The organism is Gemmobacter nanjingensis (assembly GCF_014652195.1).
GTDB classification, from domain to species: Bacteria; Pseudomonadota; Alphaproteobacteria; order Rhodobacterales; family Rhodobacteraceae; genus Gemmobacter; species Gemmobacter caeni.
The window spans coordinates 131,853-149,507 of sequence record NZ_BMYI01000001.1; the positions used below are offsets into that span (position 1 = coordinate 131,853).

15 protein-coding genes are annotated in these 17,655 nt (G+C 65.1%); 10 read left to right on the plus strand and 5 right to left on the minus strand.

What is annotated here, in order from left to right:
• The first annotated feature begins 147 nt into the window (after nt 1–147).
• Both IE126_RS00705 and IE126_RS00710 read left to right on the plus strand, forming a co-directional pair.
• The gene (locus IE126_RS00705; protein ID WP_189379902.1) at nt 148–732 is read left to right on the plus strand and encodes a TRAP transporter small permease subunit; all 585 of its coding nucleotides are present in this window, start codon (nt 148–150) and stop codon (nt 730–732) included.
• Nucleotides 729–2,573 (plus strand): TRAP transporter large permease, encoded by a 1,845-nt coding sequence (locus tag IE126_RS00710; RefSeq protein ID WP_189379903.1) that lies wholly within the window; start codon nt 729–731, stop codon nt 2,571–2,573. Before IE126_RS00705 ends, IE126_RS00710 begins: the two co-directional genes overlap by 4 nt.
• 175 nt (nt 2,574–2,748) lie before the next feature.
• On the opposite strand, the gene IE126_RS00715 is transcribed toward IE126_RS00710, so the two are convergent.
• Together IE126_RS00715 and epmA are read right to left on the minus strand one after the other, a co-directional pair.
• Nucleotides 2,749–3,846 (minus strand): TRAP transporter substrate-binding protein, encoded by a 1,098-nt coding sequence (locus IE126_RS00715; protein ID WP_108129435.1) that lies wholly within the window; start codon nt 3,844–3,846, stop codon nt 2,749–2,751.
• Nucleotides 3,847–4,071: 225 nt separating this feature from the next.
• Complete coding sequence (gene epmA / locus IE126_RS00720; protein ID WP_189379904.1) at nt 4,072–5,112, minus strand: EF-P lysine aminoacylase EpmA; 1,041 nt, start codon at nt 5,110–5,112, stop codon at nt 4,072–4,074.
• A gap of 98 nt (nt 5,113–5,210) precedes the next feature.
• On the opposite strand from epmA, the gene efp reads away from it, so the two are divergent.
• From efp to ptsP, 5 genes are all read left to right on the plus strand, one after another.
• Nucleotides 5,211–5,780, plus strand: coding sequence for an elongation factor P (gene efp / locus IE126_RS00725; RefSeq protein ID WP_054304491.1), 570 nt, complete (start codon nt 5,211–5,213; stop codon nt 5,778–5,780).
• A gap of 135 nt (nt 5,781–5,915) precedes the next feature.
• A complete protein-coding gene (locus tag IE126_RS00730) occupies nt 5,916–7,298 on the plus strand; it encodes a bifunctional enoyl-CoA hydratase/phosphate acetyltransferase (RefSeq protein WP_189379905.1) in 1,383 nt (460 codons plus the stop codon).
• A 91-nt stretch (nt 7,299–7,389) separates the two neighbouring features.
• The gene (locus IE126_RS00735) at nt 7,390–8,244 is read left to right on the plus strand and encodes a bestrophin family protein (RefSeq protein ID WP_189379906.1); all 855 of its coding nucleotides are present in this window, start codon (nt 7,390–7,392) and stop codon (nt 8,242–8,244) included.
• Nucleotides 8,245–8,332: 88 nt separating this feature from the next.
• Nucleotides 8,333–9,592 carry an aspartate kinase gene (locus IE126_RS00740; RefSeq protein ID WP_054304494.1) on the plus strand — a complete coding sequence of 420 codons (1,260 nt, stop codon included), beginning with the start codon at nt 8,333–8,335 and terminating at the stop codon, nt 9,590–9,592.
• A 362-nt stretch (nt 9,593–9,954) separates the two neighbouring features.
• Entirely contained in the window at nt 9,955–12,198 is a 2,244-nt protein-coding gene (ptsP, locus tag IE126_RS00745) for a phosphoenolpyruvate--protein phosphotransferase (RefSeq protein WP_189379907.1), read from the plus strand.
• Here ptsP and IE126_RS00750 read toward each other — a convergent pair whose 3' ends face one another.
• A complete protein-coding gene (locus IE126_RS00750; RefSeq protein WP_108129430.1) occupies nt 12,199–13,005 on the minus strand; it encodes an EcsC family protein in 807 nt (268 codons plus the stop codon).
• 46 nt (nt 13,006–13,051) lie between these two features.
• Nucleotides 13,052–13,540, minus strand: a complete 489-nt coding sequence (locus IE126_RS00755) for a GNAT family N-acetyltransferase (RefSeq protein ID WP_054303729.1) — start codon at nt 13,538–13,540, stop codon at nt 13,052–13,054.
• Between the two features lie 143 nt (nt 13,541–13,683).
• On the opposite strand from IE126_RS00755, the gene IE126_RS00760 reads away from it, so the two are divergent.
• From IE126_RS00760 to IE126_RS00770, 3 genes are read left to right on the plus strand one after another with little or no spacing between them, the layout of a single operon-like run.
• Complete coding sequence (locus tag IE126_RS00760; RefSeq protein WP_189379908.1) at nt 13,684–14,934, plus strand: SDR family oxidoreductase; 1,251 nt, start codon at nt 13,684–13,686, stop codon at nt 14,932–14,934.
• On the plus strand, nt 14,931–15,401 hold the full coding sequence (locus tag IE126_RS00765; protein WP_229825141.1) for a DUF2269 family protein: 471 nt from the start codon (nt 14,931–14,933) through the stop codon (nt 15,399–15,401). Before IE126_RS00760 ends, IE126_RS00765 begins: the two co-directional genes overlap by 4 nt.
• Nucleotides 15,402–15,409: 8 nt before the next feature.
• A complete protein-coding gene (locus IE126_RS00770; protein WP_108129427.1) occupies nt 15,410–15,943 on the plus strand; it encodes an adenine phosphoribosyltransferase in 534 nt (177 codons plus the stop codon).
• Nucleotides 15,944–16,216: 273 nt separating this feature from the next.
• Here IE126_RS00770 and IE126_RS00775 read toward each other — a convergent pair whose 3' ends face one another.
• Complete coding sequence (locus IE126_RS00775; protein WP_189379909.1) at nt 16,217–17,611, minus strand: FAD-binding oxidoreductase; 1,395 nt, start codon at nt 17,609–17,611, stop codon at nt 16,217–16,219.
• Nucleotides 17,612–17,655: the final 44 nt, after the last annotated feature.

The window sequence follows — 17,655 nt, forward strand, 5'->3', positions numbered from 1 at the left end:
ACTTCCCCCTTGGTTTCCGAACAAAAATCCATGAAAAAGAAGCTAGGGCAAAACCCGATCCCCGATTTTGGAAAACTTTTCTTACCAATTTCGGCAAACTGAGGTATGAGCGCCGCAAAGGCGCCTTTATATGGGGGGATCTACGAGATGAAGAGCCTGCTGGCAGTCTCTGCCGCGATAGACCGTATCAACGAGTTTATAGGAAAATCAGTCATGTGGCTGATCCTGGTTGCCGTCATCATCAGCGCGGCGAATGCCATCGTTCGAAAGGCGTTCAGCACCTCGTCAAATGCCTGGCTGGAAATGCAGTGGTATCTGTTCGGCGCCGCCTTCCTGCTGGCTGCGGCCTATACGCTGAAACAGAACGAACATGTGCGCATCGACATCGTCTATGGCCTGTGGTCGCGGCGCGTGCAGCACTGGATCGACCTGCTGGGCCATCTGCTGTTCCTGATGCCCTTCGTGCTTCTGATGGTCTGGTATCTGGTGCCCTATGTACAGCGCTCGGTACGCATCGGCGAGGTTTCCACCAATTCGGGCGGTCTGATCCTCTGGCCCGCCAAAGCCCTGCTGCTGGCAGGCTTCGTGCTGCTGGCGTTTCAGGGCGTCTCTGAAATCATCAAGAAAATCGCGGTGATGCGGGGCATGATACCCGATCCCTCTCCCTTCGTGTCCTCCCATGCGGCAGCGACACTGGAAGGTGAGGAAATGGCGCGGGAGAACGTCAAATGATGGAATTCATCGCGCTGAACCTTGCGCCGATCATGTTCGTGTCACTGGTGGTGTTTCTGCTGCTGGGCTATCCGGTGGCGTTCTCGCTGGCGGCGAACGGGCTGTTGTTCTTCTTCATCGGGGTCGAACTCGCCCCCCTGTCCGGTGGGGCGATCAATCTTGACTGGCCTCTGCTGAACACGATGCCGAACCGGCTGTGGGGGGTCTTGTCGAACGAGACATTACTTGCCATCCCCTTCTTTACCTTCATGGGGATCGTGCTTGAACGATCCGGCATGGCCGAGGATCTGCTGGATACGATCGGTCAACTTTTCGGGCCGGTTCGTGGCGGTCTTGCCTATGCGGTGATCATCGTGGGCGCGCTGCTGGCGGCGACGACCGGCGTGGTGGCGGCCAGTGTGATCGCGATGGGCCTGATCTCGCTGCCGATCATGCTGCGCTATGGCTATGACCGTTCCATCGCCTCCGGGGTCATCGCGGCTTCGGGCACCCTGGCACAGATCATCCCGCCCAGCCTCGTTCTGATCGTTCTGGCCGACCAGCTTGGCCGTTCGGTGGGTGACATGTATGCCGGTGCCCTGCTGCCCGGTCTGGTGCTGACCGGCATCTACCTCGGTTATGTGCTGGTGATGTCGATCCTCCGGCCAAAGTCGATGCCCGCCCTGCCGCTGGAGGCGCGGACACTCGGCTCGGGCGTCACCTCGCTGCTGGTGGCCATCGCGGTCGGCGCGGCACTATCCTATGCTGCCTTCCACTGGCTGCACCCCAAGGTCGGCACCAATGCCGACATCTATGCGCCTACCATCGGCATCGGCCTGGTCTATCTGGCGGCTCTGCTGGACAAGGCGCTGAAAATCGGGGTCATGTCGCGTCTGGCGCAACAGGTGATCATCGTGCTGATCCCGCCGCTCGCGCTGATCTTCCTCGTGCTCGGCACCATCTTCCTCGGCATTGCCACGCCAACCGAGGGCGGCGCCATGGGCGCGGTGGGCGCCATGGTTCTGGCGGCGGCCAAGAAGCGGCTGACCCTGCCGGTCATCAGCCAGGCGCTCGCCTCGACCACCCGCCTGTCTGCCTTCGTCATGTTCATCCTGCTGGGGGCACGGGTCTTCTCGCTGACCTTCTATGGCGTGAACGGGCACCTCTGGGTGGAACACCTGCTGACCTCGCTTCCGGGCGGGCAGATGGGCTTCCTGATCGTGGTGTCGGTGCTGGTGTTCTTCCTGGCCTTCTTCCTCGATTTCTTCGAGCTGGCCTTCATCATCGTACCGCTGCTTGTTGCCCCGGCTGAGGCGCTGGGGATCGACCTGATCTGGCTGGGCGTCATCCTTGGCGTGAACATGCAGACCTCGTTCATGCACCCACCCTTCGGCTTTGCGCTGTTCTTCCTGCGCTCGGTCGCGCCACGCCTGCCCTACATCGACAAGGTAACCGGCAAGGAAACCGCTCCGGTGACGACAGGGCAGATCTACTGGGGGGCCGTACCCTTCGTGTTCATCCAGATCGTGATGGTGGCCGTCGTGATCGGCTTCCCGGGGCTGGTGATGCACTACAAGGGCAAGCCGGTGGATACCACCAATGTCACCATCACCCTGCCGCAGATGCCGAGCCTCGGCGGCGGCGGACTTGGTGGTGGTCTGGGTGGTGGTCTCGGCCAACCGGGTAGCCTGGGTGGCGGCCTGGGTCAGCCGAATCTCGGCGGCACCCCGGCCCCCGCCCCCGGCCAGCCCTCACTCGGCCAACCCTCACTCGGCCAACCCTCTCTGGGCCAGCCGTCTCTGGGCCAACCCTCTTTGGGCGCGCCTGCCATCGGGCAACCGGAACCCCAGCCGCAGAACTGATCGCGACCCCTTGCGACAGCACAAAGGCCCCTCCCGACCGGGAGGGGCCTTTTCCATCTCAGCGCATCACATCAGATCGCGTCCCGGACCGTGACAAAGAAAAACCCCCGGTCCTTCCGAACCGGGGGAGAGGTTGTTCGCGCCGGATGACCCCCGGCTACGAAACGGGGAAGACTTACAGCTTGCCCGCGTTCTGTTGCATCATCATGAAGGTGTCGTAGTTGTATTCGGCGATCTGCGCCCAGGTGTAGTTCTCCGAACGGAACGCCTTGATCGACTGCCAGATCTTCGCGAAGGCCGGGTTGGTGGCCTCCATGTCGGCATAGACCTCATTCGCGGCGTCGAAGCAGGCGCTCAGGATCTCGGGGCTGAACGGACGCAGCTGCGTGCCATTGGCCACGAGGCTCTTGATCGCGGTCGGGTTCTTGTAGTCGTACTTTTGCAGCATGTCGGCATCGACACCCTGGCAGATCGAACGCAGCAGCGACTGATAGTTCTTCGGCAGCCCCTCATAGGCGGCCTTGCCGAACATGAAGTGGACGGTCGGGCCACCTTCCCACCAGCCGGGATAGTAATAGTAGGGCGCCACCTTGTAGAAGCCCAGCTTCTCGTCGTCATAGGGGCCGACCCATTCGGCGCCGTCGATGGTGCCTTTTTCCAGCGACGGATAGATGTCGCCGCCGGCGATCTGCTGCGGCACGACGCCCAGCTTTTCCAGCACTTTGCCCGCAAAGCCGCCAACGCGGAACTTCAGGCCCTTCAGATCCTCGACGGTGTTGATTTCCTTGCGGAACCAGCCACCCATCTGCACGCCGGTGTTGCCACCCGGCAGCGCGAAGATGTTCTTGTCGGCCAGGAATTCGTTGTAAAGGTCGATCCCGCCGCCATGGTAGTGCCAGGCATTGATGCCGCGCGCCGACAGCGAGAACGGCACAGCCGCCGCCACCGCCCAGGTCGGGTCTTTGCCCCAGTAATAGTAACCGACGGTGTGGCAGGCCTCGATGTTGCCCGCGCTCACCTCGTCAGCGGCCTGCAGGCCCGGAACCAGTTCGCCCGCCGGGAAGCACTGGATGGTGAAATTGCCGTCCGTCGCTTCGGAAATCCGCTGCGACAGCACTTCGGCCGCCCCATAGATCGTATCCAGCGACTTCGGGAAGGACGAGGTCAGGCGCCACGTCACCTTCGGAGCCTCCTGCGCCAGCGCCGGTGCCGCAAGCCCCCCGGCTGCCAAACCGCCAAGACCCGCATTCCTCAAAAACTTCCGACGATCCATCCGTTCCTCCTCATTGCACAACGCGGCCGGATCTGCCGCGCCATCGGTGTCGACGGGCAGCCTAGCGGCCCCAAACGGGTTTGAGAACCGTTTTCTGCGCGGCAAGATAGCATTCGGTAAGGTTTTCTTACCACAGGGCAAAAAACATGAAATGACCTTACGGCACCCTGAGCTGCCCTGCCCGTTCGCGCGGCAACTGCCCGCGAATGCGACAGCGCGGCAGGTTCAGCCCCCCGCGACCGGGGTCCAGATCACGTCGTCGATCCGGGGCGCATGGGTCGCCAGCATCACCAGCCGGTCGAACCCCAGAGCGATACCACTGGCCGCAGGCATGAAGGCGAGCGCTGCCAGAAAATCCTCGTCGAGCGGGTAACGTTCGCCGTAGATGCCCTGCTTCTCGTCCATCTCGGCCTCGAAACGGCGGCGCTGTTCGGCAGGGTCGGTCAACTCGCCAAACCCGTTCGCCAGTTCCACCCCGCAGGCATAGATCTCGAACCGTTCCGCCACGCGGGCGTCATCGGCGCAACGCCGCGCCAGTGCGGCCTCGGCGGTCGGGTAGCGGTCAAGGATCGTCGCGCGGCCATGGCCCAGATGGGGTTCGACCTTTTCCACAAGGATCTTGGACAGCAGGAAAGACCAGGTGTCGTCATCCCGCACCTTGATACCTGCCGCGCGCGCCTGCGCACGCAAGGCAGCGGCATCCGTCTCCGCCCCGTCACAGGTCGCGAGCAGGTCGATCCCGGCGAAACGCCCGAACGCCTCGGCCACCGACAGTCGTTCCGGCGCCGCGAAAGGATCACAGGTGATGCCGCGATACTGTAATGTGGTGACCCCCGCCGCCTCGGCGGCAAGCCGCAGCATCGCCGCGCAATCCTCCATCAGCACCGTGTAATCCTGACCCACGCGATACCATTCCAGCATGGTGAATTCCGGGCTGTGCAGCGCCCCGCGCTCGCGGTTGCGCCAGACATGCGCGAAAGCAAAGATCCGTTCCTCCCCCGCCGACAGCAGCTTTTTCATCGCAAACTCGGGCGAGGTATGCAGATACATCTGAACCGGCTGCCCGTCGTTGCCAATGGCCTCGGTGGCAAAAGCGTGCAGATGCGCCTCATTGCCGGGACTGACCTGAAGCGCCACCGGATCGACCTCAAGGAAATCCTGCCCCGCGAACCAGCCGCGCAGCGCGGCCTGAAGGCGGGCACGCGCCAGCAGCGCGGGGCGGCGGTCGGCGTGGCGCGCGGGGTTCCACCAGGGTGTCGGGCTCATTTCGCGGGCTTTTCTCTGGAAATCGGGTCGCGGATGGTTTAGGCGCTTCGCCATCCGGGCGCCAGAGCCTGTCTCAATTCCAACCAAGGACCGTAACAATGGCTAAAGTGATCGCCTCTTCGATCCGCAAGGGCAACGTGATCGACCTCAACGGCGTGCTGCATGTCGTGATCGCCGCCGAAAACGTGCATCCGGGCAAGGGCAACTCGGTGACCCAGGTCGAGATGCGCCGCATCTCGGATGGCGTGAAAGTGCAGGAGCGCTGGCGGACCGTGGACAGCGTGGAAAAGGCGCATGTCGACGAGAACGAATTCGACTTCCTCTATGAGGATGGCGAAGGCTTCCACTTCATGAACCCCGAGAGCTACGAGCAGATCGCCGTGTCCGAGGATGTCGTCGGCGATGCCAAGGTCCACCTGCGCGACGGTATCCGCGTCTGGATCCTGACCCACGAGGGCGTGGCACTGTCGATCGAACTGCCGCAAAAGGTTACCGTCGAGGTTGAAGAGACCGAGCCGGTCGTCAAGGGTCAGACCGCCTCGTCCAGCTACAAGCCCGCGATCTGCACCGGCGGTATTCGCGTGATGGTTCCGCCGCATATCGGCGTCGGCACCCGCATCGTGATCAACACCACCGACAACAGCTATGTGGAACGCGCGAAGGAGTGATCCTTTCCCTTTCCGCTGACTTGCAGGGCCCGGAGGCATCTCCGGGCCTTTTGCATGGGCCTGCCGTCGCGCCACGGCTTGACCCGCGCCCCGATTCCCGGTCACCCATCCCCTGCCCACGCAAGGGAGATGCCGATGCATATGGTGAACCGGACCTTTGACGAAATCGCCGCAGGCGACAGCGCCGAAATCCGGCGACTGGTGACACCCGACGATCTTTATGTCTTTGCCGCCGCCTCGGGGAACTATAACCCGATGCACCTGCCCAATGCCGATACCGATGGTGATGGCCACCCCGAACAGATCACGCCGGGGATGTTTCTGGGCGCGCTGATCTCCGGGGTACTCGGCACGCAACTGCCCGGCCCCGGCACGCTTTACCTGCGGCAGACGCTGGATTTTCATGCCCGGGCCCATGCGGGCGATGAACTGGTCTGCCGCGTCACCGTGCTGGAAAAGCGCTCGGACAACGTTCTGCGTCTGGGGACCGAGATCCGCCGCACCGGCGACGATGCGCTGCTGCTGTCGGGCGAGGCCGAGGTACAGGCGCCCACGGTGAAATTCCGCCGCGACGATATCGAGGTTCCGGGCCTCATCGTGCAGCGCCACCGGCATTTCGATGCGCTTCTGGATCGCGCACGACCTCTGCCCGCGCTGCCCACAGCCGTGGTCTGCCCCGATGACGCCAATTCACTGGGCGGCGCGCTGCTGGCGGCGCGGGAAAGCCTGATCACCCCCATTCTGATCGGCAAGGCGGCCGCGATCCGCACGGCGGCGGCGGAAACCGGCGCCGATATTTCGGGGTTCGAACTGATCGACGTGACCTCGGGTGATGCGGCGGCCTCGGCCATGGCCTGCAAGCTGGTGCATGAAGGCCGCGCGGCCGCGGTGATGAAGGGGCACCTTCATACCGAAGACCTGCTGCGCCCGATGCTTGACCGCGACACAGGCCTGCGCATCGGCCGCCGCTTCACCCATATCTTCGTCATGGATGTGCCGGGCCAGCCGCAGCCGGTGATGGTGACGGATGCCGCCATCAATATCGCGCCCGACCTCACCACCAAGATGGACATCTGCCAGAACGCCATCGACCTCGCGCTGTCACTGGGGATGGAGCCGCGTGTCGGTGTGCTGAGCGCGGTGGAAACCGTGACCCCCGCCATCCAGTCCTCCATCGACGCGGCGCTGCTGTCGAAAATGGCCGAGCGCGGCCAGATCAGGGGCGGGCTGGTCGACGGGCCGCTGGCGATGGACAATGCGGTGGATATCGGCGCGGCCCGCACCAAGGGTTTGCAGGGCGGCGTGGCAGGGCGGGCCAATATCCTTGTCGTGCCCGACATCGACGCAGGCAACATGCTGGCCAAGCAGCTTGCCTTCATCAGCCATGCAGAAGGCGCGGGGCTGGTGATGGGCGCGCGGGTGCCGGTGATCCTCAACTCCCGTTCAGACAGCCCGATGTCGCGGCTCGCCTCCTGCGCGGTGGCTGCGCTGCACCATTTCGGCGCGGCACGGGCCTGAGACCGTCGCAGACAGGCGCGGCCCTGTCGGCTCCGGCCTTGACGGATGGCGGCTTCGGGCCGATCCAAGGGCAGGAAAGACGGAGGCCGCGATGATCCTGCGCGAAAAACCCGGCACGGCAGAGCTGCTGTTCGCCCTGCGCGGTTCGGTCCTGCCGCATATCGCGCCGCAGCTTGCGCTGGTGGGCGTGCTGGCGGTGGCTGCAATGCTGTGGGATCACAACGTCATGCCGCTGCCACATCTGAGCGCCACCCCCTTCGCGGTTTTCGGCGTCGCCCTGTCGCTGTTTCTGGGTTTTCGCAACAATGCGGCCTATGACCGCTGGTGGGAGGCACGCAAACTTTGGGGCGGGCTTCTGGCCGACAGCCGCAGCCTCGCGCGCGAAGCGGATCTGTTTCTCGACGACACCGAGATCCGGATGCAGTTGCTGCGGTCAATGCGTGATTTCCTGCATCTGCACCGCAGTGCGCTGCGCGGCCTGCCGCTTCCGGCGGGCGAAGGCCCGGATGTGAAGCTGGATGCGATGAACCGCCTGCTGGCCGAGGCTCGCCACAACGGGCGGCTGGACGGCTTCGGCGCCCGCACCCTTTCGGCCCGCCTGTCCGGCATCGCCCTTGCACAGGCCGGTTGCGAGCGTATCCGCGCAACGCCGCTGCCCTACGTCTATTCCCTGCTGGTCTTCCGCACGAGCTGGCTCTATTGCCTGCTGCTGCCGCTTGCGCTGGTAGAACCCGCGGGCTGGCTGACGCCGGTCTTCGCGCTGATCGTGGCCTATACTTTCTTCGGCCTGGCCGAGGTGACCGAGGAACTGGCGCATCCCTTTGGCAATACAGCGAATGCGCTGCCTCTGGATGCGATCTGCCGTCTGGCCGAGATCGGTCTCGCGCCGCATCTGGGCGAAGCCGCGCCGCCGCCCTTGCAGCCGGTGAACTTCCGGCTGGACTGAACCGCCTTCCCCATCGGAAAGCGCGCTTGCATCCCCCCCCGCTTCTGGTATGGAACGCGCGGTTTTAATGGCAGAACGGGGGTTGGCCATGCCGCTTCTGGTGATGAAATTCGGTGGCACCTCGGTGGGCGATCTCGCGCGGATCGAAAATGCCGCGAAGAAGGTGCAGCGCGAGGTCGAGCGTGGCTATGACGTGATCGTCATCGTCTCTGCCATGTCGGGCAAGACCAATGAACTGGTCGGCTGGGTCGAGGGCACGTCGAAGCTTTACGACGCCCGCGAATATGACGCGGTGGTGGCCTCGGGCGAGAATGTGACCGCCGGTCTGATGGCGCTGCGCCTGCAGGAGATGGGCGTGCCCGCCCGGTCCTGGCAGGGCTGGCAGGTGCCGATCAATACCACCTCGGCGCATGGCTCGGCCCGGTTCGTGTCGATCCCGCGCGAGAATATCGACGCGAAATTCGCCGAAGGCTTCAAGGTTGCCGTGGTCGCGGGCTTTCAGGGCCTGTCTGCCGAGGGCCGCATCACCACGCTGGGCCGGGGCGGTTCGGATACTACGGCGGTGGCCTTTGCCGCCGCCTTCGGGGCCGAACGCTGCGATATCTATACCGATGTCGATGGCGTCTACACCACCGACCCCCGCGTGTCTGACAAGGCGCGCAAGCTGAACAAGATCGCCTTCGAGGAAATGCTGGAACTTGCCAGCCTCGGCGCGAAGGTGCTGCAAACCCGGTCCGTCGAACTGGCAATGCGCTACAAGGTGCGGCTGCGCGTGCTGTCGTCCTTCGAGGATACCGACGAAAACTCTGGCACCCTGGTCTGCGACGAGGAGGAAATCATGGAATCGAAAGTCGTCTCGGGCATCGCCTTCTCGCGCGAGGAAGCGAAGATCACCCTCTTCACCATCGAGGATCGTCCGGGCGTGGCCCAGGCCATCTTCGGCCCGCTGGCCGAGGCGGGCGTGAACGTCGACATGATCGTTCAGAACATCAGCGAGAAGGATTATGACGACAGCCATCCCGGCGCCGTCACCGACATGACCTTCTCCTGCCCGATCAACCAGGTCGAGCGCGCCAAGAAGGCGATGGAAGATGCCCGCGCCGCCGGCGTCATCAAATATGACGAGCTGATCATCGACACCGATGTCGCCAAGGTCTCGGTCGTTGGCATCGGCATGCGCAGCCATACGGGTGTCGCCGCCAAGATGTTCAAGGCGCTGGCCAACGAGGGCGTGAACATCAAGGTCATCTCGACCTCGGAAATCAAGATCTCGGTCCTGATCGACCGCAAGTATATGGAACTGGCCGTGCAGGCGCTGCACGATGCGTTCGAGCTGGAAAAAGCCTGATCGCGGCCAAAGCCGACCCGGACGCCCCGCACTCTGCGGGGCGTTTTTCATTCTGCGCCCCAAATCTGCAACGGACCGCGCCGGATGCAGGCGCGGGACGGAGTCAGCACCAGCCCACGGATTCCCGAATCGTCCGCGGGTCAGGCGCGGGAAGACTTGCCGCCGGTTCCCATCGTCTCTTGCGCCGCACGCCATGGTTGTCCGGCACATCCCTTGCCGGATGCAATGCGTCCGGGGACGGCACTGCCCAAATCGGCAGCAGTTGGCGGTGACTTCGGGGCGCGACCCTCTCCCCCGTTCCGTTTTGCCGCGTGCTGTGATTAAAGGGGGCAAAGGCATCCAGAAGGACGGCACCCCCAAACATGCCCGAACGCAGCGAGAGCGACAGCCGCAAACTCCTCCGCCGCCTGCGCGACAGCCTTGCCCTGCCCGGCAAGGGCCAGGACAGGCTGGACCGCATCACCCATCTGATCGCCGATTCCATGGGGACCGAAGTCTGTTCGATCTACCTGTTCCGCGACGAGGATACGCTGGAGCTTTGTGCGACCGAGGGGCTGAAGAAAGAGGCCGTCCACCAGACCCGCATGAAGGTGGGTGAAGGTCTGGTCGGGCGCGTCGCGCGGACCGCGACGCCGGTCAATGCGGCCGATGCGCCGTCAGAGCGCGGCTTCCGCTACATGCCGGAAACCGGCGAGGAACTCTTTTCCAGCTTCCTCGGCGTGCCGATCCAGCGGGTCGGGGAAAAGCTGGGCGTTCTGGTCGTGCAGTCCCGCACGGCGCGGCAGTTCTCGGATGATGAGGTCTATGCGCTGGAAGTCGTGGCCATGGTGCTGGCCGAGATGACCGAGCTTGGCGCCTTCGTCGGCGAAGGCGAAGGCCCCGGCGCCCTGCACCGACAGCCGCGCATCTTTCGCGGCGGCACCGGGCAGGAAGGCACGGCCGAAGGCAATGTCTGGCTGCACGAGCCGCGCGTCGTCGTCACCAATCCGGTGGCCGACGATCCGCTGACCGAGATCGACCGCATCCGCGACGCGGTGGGCCAGTTGCGCATCTCCATCGACGATCTGCTGAGCGCGGAGTCGCTGGACAAGGATCAGCGGCAGGTGCTGGAAGCCTATCGCATGTTCGCCCGCTCGCGTGGCTGGCTGCGCCGGATGGAAGAGGATATCCAGCGCGGCCTGTCGGCCGAAGCGGCAGTGGAAAAGGAACAATCCGCAGCCCGCGCCCGTCTGGAACAGGTGCCCGACGCCTATCTGCGCGAACGGCTGAACGATCTGGACGACCTGTCAAACCGCTTGCTGCGCATCCTGACCGGACAGGGGCAGGATACCGGCGCGACCATGCCGGAAAACCCGATTCTGGTGGCCCGCAACATCGGCCCCGCCGAACTTCTGGAATACGGCCGCAAACTGCGCGGCGTGGTTCTGGAGGAAGGCTCGGTCGGCAGCCATGCTGCCATCGTTGCCCGCGCGCTGGTCATCCCGCTGATCATCCATGCCGAACGCATCACCTCCGAGGCGCTGAACGGCGATCCGATCCTCGTCGACGGCGACAGTGGCACTGTGCATCTGCGCCCGGACGAGGTGGTGGTGCGCAGTTTCCGCGACAAGATGGCGATGCAGGCCAAGGCGCAGGAGCGCTATGCCAGCCTGCGCGGCCTGCCTGCGGAATCGCGCTGCGGCACGGTGACCCGGCTTTACATGAATGCGGGCCTGATGGCCGATCTGCCCTCGATCGAGAATTCGGGGGCCGAGGGCGTGGGCCTGTTCCGCACCGAGCTGCAATTCCTGATCCGCAACCAGATGCCGAAACGGGACGAGCTTGCCAAGCTGTACGCCCGCGTCATGGATGCGGCCAATGGGCGGCCTGTGGCCTTCCGGACGCTGGACATCGGCTCGGACAAGGTGCTGCCCTACATGAAGCCGCAGGACGAGCCGAACCCCGCGATGGGCTGGCGCGCGATCCGCGTCGGTCTCGACAAACGCGGCGTGCTGCGGATGCAGTTGCAGGCGCTGCTGCGCGCCGCACAGGGGCGCCCCCTGACCGTGATGTTCCCCTTCATCTCCGAACATGAGGAATTCGTCACCGCCCGCAATGAATTGCTGCACCAGCGCGACCGCGAGGCGGCCATGGGTCATCCCGTGCCCGAAACCCTGCGCATCGGTGCGATGCTGGAAACCCCCAGCCTGGCCTTCGCGCCCAAGGCGTTTTTCGAATCCGCCGATTTCATTTCCATCGGTGGCAATGATCTGAAGCAGTTCTTCTTCGCCGCCGACCGTGAAAATGAACGGGTGCGCCGCCGCTATGACACGCTGAACACCTCTTTCCTGCGCTTCCTGCGGCTGATTGCGGATCGCTGCGCGGAAAGCAACGCCCAGCTTTCCTTCTGTGGCGAGGATGCGGGCAGGCCCATCGAGGCCATGGTCTTTGCCTCGCTGAGCATCGGCACGCTGTCGATGCGTCCCGCCTCCATCGGGCCGGTGAAATCATTGCTGCGTCAGGTCGATCTGCGAGAGGTGCGCGCGGTGGTCACCGCGGCCATGGCGGAAGGCGTGGAAAGCGTGCGCCCGGCGGTGATGGGCTGGCTCGCCACCTTGCCGGAGTGATCAGTCCGACCGCAGCAGCGGCTTCACGCTGGCCGCCGCGTTGAAGCGGGCGACCACCCGTTCGGCGCCATGCTCCTGCGCCAGCCGCAGCAGGCGAAAGCGGATGCGCGCAAGCTCGCGATAATGGCTCAGGAAAGCCGCGTTCACCGCCGCGCCGGACAGTGCGCCCAGAACCGGCACCGCCTGCGCCGCAAGCTTCTGGCTCAGCCCCGCCGCGATCTTCGGCGCCAGCGTGGCGATAAGCTTTTGCAGGGCCGGTCCGGTCAGCGTCAGCCGCGCACCGATGAGCGCAGTATTCACCCCGTCATCGCCGCCCGAGGGCGTACCCGCTGCGAAACAGCGCAGGATCTCTGCCTGAATGGCGGGATCGGCAGTGTCGAACCCCTCGTCCTCCGCCGCCTTGCGGATGGCCGACAGGATCAGCGTGATGGTCACGGGAAGTTCGGCGATGGAAGTGGCAAGCCCGCCCGCGCCGCCCGCCGCACCACTGATCGCCGCCGCCAGCGGCGCCCCGGCGGGGCCGATATCGGGCGCATGACGCCCCAGCGCCGCAACCCCCAGCGCACGGGTCAGCGTCGCCATGGTCAGCGCCTCGATCCGGTTGCGCGCGGCATCGGGCAGCCGGTTCATCTGCGTCTCCACCGAACCGCCCAGCTTTTGAAGCAAAGACATCAGAGGCCCGTTGGTCTTACGCGCACGCCGGGCAAGCTCGGCAATCTCGTAATCGGGGAAGGCCGCGCGCCGGGGCGCGGGCAGCGCCGCATCGGCGCTTTCAGGGGCGGGGTCCGGGGACTGATCGTCGCTCATATTCCGAAAGTAGGAAGCGCGGCGGCCTTGCGCAATGGGCCTTCGATCAGGACCGCGCCTTCGTCACTGTGCCGGTGACCCCATCCCAGGCCCCGCGCACCAACGCGATACCCAGAACCCGGTCGGGGTTGGTCGGCGGCGGCATCACCACCCCCTCCAGCTTGCTAAAGCCGAAACGCTTGTAATAGGGCGCATCCCCCACCAGCATCACCCGTTCCCAGCCAAGGCGCCGCGCCTCGGCCAGGCTTTCGTTGATCAGAAGGCCGCCCAACCCCTCACCCTGACGCGTCGGGTGCACAGCCACCGGCCCCAGCAGCAGCACATCATGTTCGCCCACTTCGGCGGGCCAGTAGCGGATCGCGGCCGCAAGTGTGCCGGTTTCATCCCGCAAAACAAGGCACAGCGGCGCCACCGTCGCCACGCCGTCACGCAGCCGATAGGAGGAAAGCGCCGTTCGCCCCGGCGCAAAGCAAAGGTCGTAAAGCGCCTCCACCTCCCACCAGTCGGCTTCGGTCTCTTCCTCGAGCTGATACATCGGCCGCGCCCTCAAGGGAATCCTGCGGGAACGCGCGTAACACGCGAGGGCAACAGGGAAAAGACGCAATTGCCCTGTGACGGCGCATCGCTTGGAATCGCGGGGTCGCGTAGGTAGTCTGGGGTGAGATCAAGGCATGGGTGATGCGGGTGAAGGTTCTGGTTCTGGGCGCCGACGGCTTCATCGGGCGGCATATTGCCTTCGCCCTGCGCGACGCGGGGCATGAGGTCATCGCCTCCGCCCGGCGGGTGGAGCGTTTGCAGGCCATGGGCTTTCGCACGCTGCGGGCCGATCTGACCGATCCGGCCAGCCATGCGCCCGGCTTCTGGGCTGAGGTGCAGGATTGTGCGCTGGTGAATGCCGCTGGTCTTCTGACCGGGAACGAGCAAGCCTTTGCCGCCGTGCATGACCATGCGCTGCGCGCCGTGCTGGCGGCGGTGGCGGGTCCGTGCCTGCATGTGTCGGCGGTGGGGATCGAGGCCGACACACCTTTCGCCCGCTGGCGCCGGGTGTCGGAGCAGGTGGCGCTGGCCGCTGGCGCCATGGTATTGCGCCCCGGTCTGGTGATGGCAGAGACCAGCTATGGCGGCACCTCGGCGCTGCGCGGCTTCGCCGCCCTGCCCTTCGTCACGCCGGTCGTGGGAACAGGCGCGCAACCGTTCAACCCGATCCATGCCGCCGATCTGGCCGTCGTGATTGCGGGGATGCTGGCAGAGCTACAGCCGGGGGTGTGGGAGATCGGCGGGCCGGAGGTTCTGACCCAATCCGAACTGGCAACCGGCCTGCGCCGCTGGCTGGGCCTGCGCCCCGTGCCGGTCTGGCGCGTGCCGGGCGCGCTGGCGCGGCTGGTCGGACGCGTCGGCGATGCGTTGCGGCTCGGCCCGATCTCCACCACCGCGCTGCGGCAGCTTGAACAGGGCGTGCAGACCGATCCCGCGCCGCTGCTGGCGCGGCTGACCGTTCGTCCACGCGGCTTCACCGCCTTTCAATTCGCCCGGCCCGCAGGCACGCAAGACCTGTGGCAGGCGCGGCTTTACCTGCTGAAACCGCTGATCCGGCTGACACTCGCGATGATGTGGCTGGTTTCGGCCGGTTTGGGCCTGTTCCTGCCGGGCAGTGCTTTCCTGCCTCACCTGCCTGCCTTGCCCGAAGGGCTGGCGCTGACCATGGCCCGAGCGGGCGGGCTCGCTGATCTGGCGCTGGGGGTCGCCCTGCTGCGCGACTGGCGGCCCGTGCTGGTGGCAAGGGCACAGATCACGCTGGTTCTGGCCTATACGGCTGGCCTGTCCCTGCTTGCCCCCGCACTCTGGCTTGATCCGTTCGGCGGGCTTCTGAAGAACCTGCCGGTGCTTGCGCTGCTGCTGGTGCATCTGGCGCTGGTGGAGGAACGATGATGGAGCCTTACCTGCTGGCGAAATGGCTGCATGTGCTGTCTTCCACCGTGCTGTTCGGCACCGGCATCGGCACGGCCTTTGCAATGGTCTGGGCAATGCGGTCAAACCGGGCCGAGGTGGTCGCGCATGTGGCGGCCGGGGTAGTGGTGGCCGACTGGCTGTTCACCCTGCCCTCGGGCGTGGTGCAGCCGCTGACCGGGCTTTGGCTGGTGCAGGAAACCGGGCGCGGCTGGAACGAAGGCTGGCTTTTGCTGACCTATGCCGCCTATCTGCTGGCGCTGGCCTGCTGGCTGCCGGTGGTCGTCCTGCAATACCGCATCCGCGATCTGGCCCGCGCCACCGCCCCCGGCCCGCTGCCCGCCGCCGCGGTCCGGGCCTTCCGGCTTTGGTTCGTCCTCGGCTGGCCCGCCTTCGGCGCGCTTGTCGGCGTGTTCTGGCTGATGATAGTGAAACCCGACCTGTTCTGAGAGGCCCCATGTCGAAAACCGTCAAGGATTACATCCGCACCATCGTCGATTTCCCGCATGAGGGCATCCTGTTCCGCGATGTGACGACGCTGTTCGCCGATCCGCGCGGCTTCCGCATGGCGATCGACCAGTTGCTGCACCCCTATGCGGGCACCCGCATCGACAAGGTTGTGGGGCTGGAGGCGCGGGGCTTCATCCTGGGCGGCGCGGTGGCGCATCAGCTGACCACCGGCTTCGTGCCGATTCGCAAGAAGGGCAAGCTGCCGGGGCAGACCATCGCACAGGCGTACAGTCTGGAATATGGCGAGGCGGTGGTCGAGGTGCACGACGATGCGATCCAGCCGGGCGAGAAGGTGCTGCTGGTCGACGATCTGCTGGCCACCGGCGGCACCGCCGAGGCCGGGATCAAGCTGGTAGAACGATTGGGCGGCGTGATTGTCGGCTGCGCCTTTGTGGTGGATCTGCCCGATCTGGGCGGCCGTCGCAAGCTGGAGACGATGGGCATGGAGGTCCATGCGCTCTGTGCCTTTGAAGGGCTGTGAGGCAACGCAGTTAACCCGCCCTTAACCCGAATCGGTGCAAGTCTTGGTCATGGGGCCGGAACCGGCCCCGGGCGCTGCTTGCACAGGTGACCCAATCCTGACCCCAGCCCCGTCGGATCGAATGTCCGGCGGGGTTTTCTCATCCCGCCCGGCCCTCGGGGGCATCGAGCCCCCTCATGCCGACTTCCGTGGACAGCGGTATCCGGGCGCTTTCGCCCTGCCATATGCAGGCGGCACTGTCGGCATGGAGATTTACGCTAAGGTAAAATGCCGTCAGGCGCGCAGGACGGCACCGGGGTTCAGGATGCCCAGCGGATCCAGCGCCGTCTTGATCGCGCGCATGGCGATCAGCTTCACCGGATCGCCATAGGTTTCCAGATCTTTCACCTTCAGCCGCCCGATGCCGTGTTCAGCACTGATCGACCCATCGAACCGGTGCACAAGATCGTGGACGCAGGTCTTCACTGCCTCGCGCAGCCCGTCATATTCCGCGCGCTGGCGGCCTTTTGCCGGGAAGACGTTGTAGTGCAGATTGCCGTCGCCCAGATGCCCGAAACAGTTGATGCGGAAATCACCCAGTTGCGCCAGCGCAGGCGCGGCCTCGGCCAGAAAGGCCGGGATCGCCGAGAGTGGCAGCGAAATATCATGGCTGGAGATCGAACCGACGCGCCGGTTGGCCTCGGGGATGGTTTCGCGCAGCGTCCAGAATTCCAGCCGCTGGGTTCCGGATTGCGCGATCACGCCATCCAGCACCAGTTCCCCCGCCGCCTCGTAAAGCGACATCAGCGCCTCGGTCGCATCCAGCGCAGCGGGCAGGCCGATGTCGACCAGCACGCACCATTCCGGGGCCACGGCGAAGGGCTGGCGCAGGTCAGGCAGGGTTTCGGCAAGGAAATCGAGACCCTGACGGTGGATCAGTTCGAAGCCCGAAACCATGCCGGGCAACTGGCTTTCAGCCAGCGAAAGCAGCGCCAGCGCGGCCTGCGGATCGGGCACCACAAACAACGCGGCGCCAGTGACGGCAGGGCGCGGGAATAGCTTCAGGCTGGCAGCAGTGATCAGACCCAGCGTGCCCTCGGCGCCGATCAGCAGATGGCGCAGGTCATAGCCGGTATTGTCCTTCCTGAGCCGCTTCAGCCCGTGAAAAACCGTACCATCGGCCAGCACCGCCTCGACGCCAAGGCAGAGATCCCGCGCATTGCCATAGCGCAGCACATTCACCCCGCCTGCATTGGTCGCCAGATTGCCACCGATCCGTGACGATCCCTGCGAAGCCAGCGTCAGCGGGAACATGCGGTCCTGCGCTTCGGCTGCCGCATGAATGTCAGCGAGAATGGCGCCTGCTTCGGCGACGATGACATTTTCCTGCGGATGAACTGCGCGGATCGCGGTCATCCGTTCAAACGACAGGATCAGCGGCATGGGGCCTTCCGGCATGACCTGCCCGCCGACAAGGCCGGTGCCCCCGCCCAGCGGCACGATGCCGACCCGCGCCGCTGCACAGGCGCGCACCAGCAGAGAGACCTCGGCCGTATTGCGGGGGGTCGCCACAGCCCCACCCTGCCCCTGCCAGCGACCGCGCGGCTCTTCCAGATCGGCGGGGCGCACCGCGCGCAGCAGCTCTTCGGGAAGGCTGGCCAGAAAGCCCGGATCGGCGGGGTTGAGCATCACACTCTCCATCTGCGCGCAAATTCGTTATGAACGAATTTGCA

Coding starts and splice junctions, on each gene's coding strand:
- efp (WP_054304491.1), top strand. CDS start 5,211: ATGGCTAAAGTGATCGCCTCTTCGATCCGCAAGGGCAACGTGATCGAC.
- IE126_RS00770 (WP_108129427.1), top strand. CDS start 15,410: ATGTCGAAAACCGTCAAGGATTACATCCGCACCATCGTCGATTTCCCG.
- IE126_RS00735 (WP_189379906.1), top strand. CDS start 7,390: ATGATCCTGCGCGAAAAACCCGGCACGGCAGAGCTGCTGTTCGCCCTG.
- IE126_RS00765 (WP_229825141.1), top strand. CDS start 14,931: ATGATGGAGCCTTACCTGCTGGCGAAATGGCTGCATGTGCTGTCTTCC.
- IE126_RS00715 (WP_108129435.1), bottom strand. CDS start 3,846: ATGGATCGTCGGAAGTTTTTGAGGAATGCGGGTCTTGGCGGTTTGGCA.
- IE126_RS00740 (WP_054304494.1), top strand. CDS start 8,333: ATGCCGCTTCTGGTGATGAAATTCGGTGGCACCTCGGTGGGCGATCTC.
- IE126_RS00730 (WP_189379905.1), top strand. CDS start 5,916: ATGCATATGGTGAACCGGACCTTTGACGAAATCGCCGCAGGCGACAGC.
- IE126_RS00760 (WP_189379908.1), top strand. CDS start 13,684: ATGCGGGTGAAGGTTCTGGTTCTGGGCGCCGACGGCTTCATCGGGCGG.
- epmA (WP_189379904.1), bottom strand. CDS start 5,112: ATGAGCCCGACACCCTGGTGGAACCCCGCGCGCCACGCCGACCGCCGC.
- IE126_RS00775 (WP_189379909.1), bottom strand. CDS start 17,611: ATGCTCAACCCCGCCGATCCGGGCTTTCTGGCCAGCCTTCCCGAAGAG.
- IE126_RS00710 (WP_189379903.1), top strand. CDS start 729: ATGATGGAATTCATCGCGCTGAACCTTGCGCCGATCATGTTCGTGTCA.
- IE126_RS00705 (WP_189379902.1), top strand. CDS start 148: ATGAAGAGCCTGCTGGCAGTCTCTGCCGCGATAGACCGTATCAACGAG.
- IE126_RS00755 (WP_054303729.1), bottom strand. CDS start 13,540: ATGTATCAGCTCGAGGAAGAGACCGAAGCCGACTGGTGGGAGGTGGAG.
- IE126_RS00750 (WP_108129430.1), bottom strand. CDS start 13,005: ATGAGCGACGATCAGTCCCCGGACCCCGCCCCTGAAAGCGCCGATGCG.
- ptsP (WP_189379907.1), top strand. CDS start 9,955: ATGCCCGAACGCAGCGAGAGCGACAGCCGCAAACTCCTCCGCCGCCTG.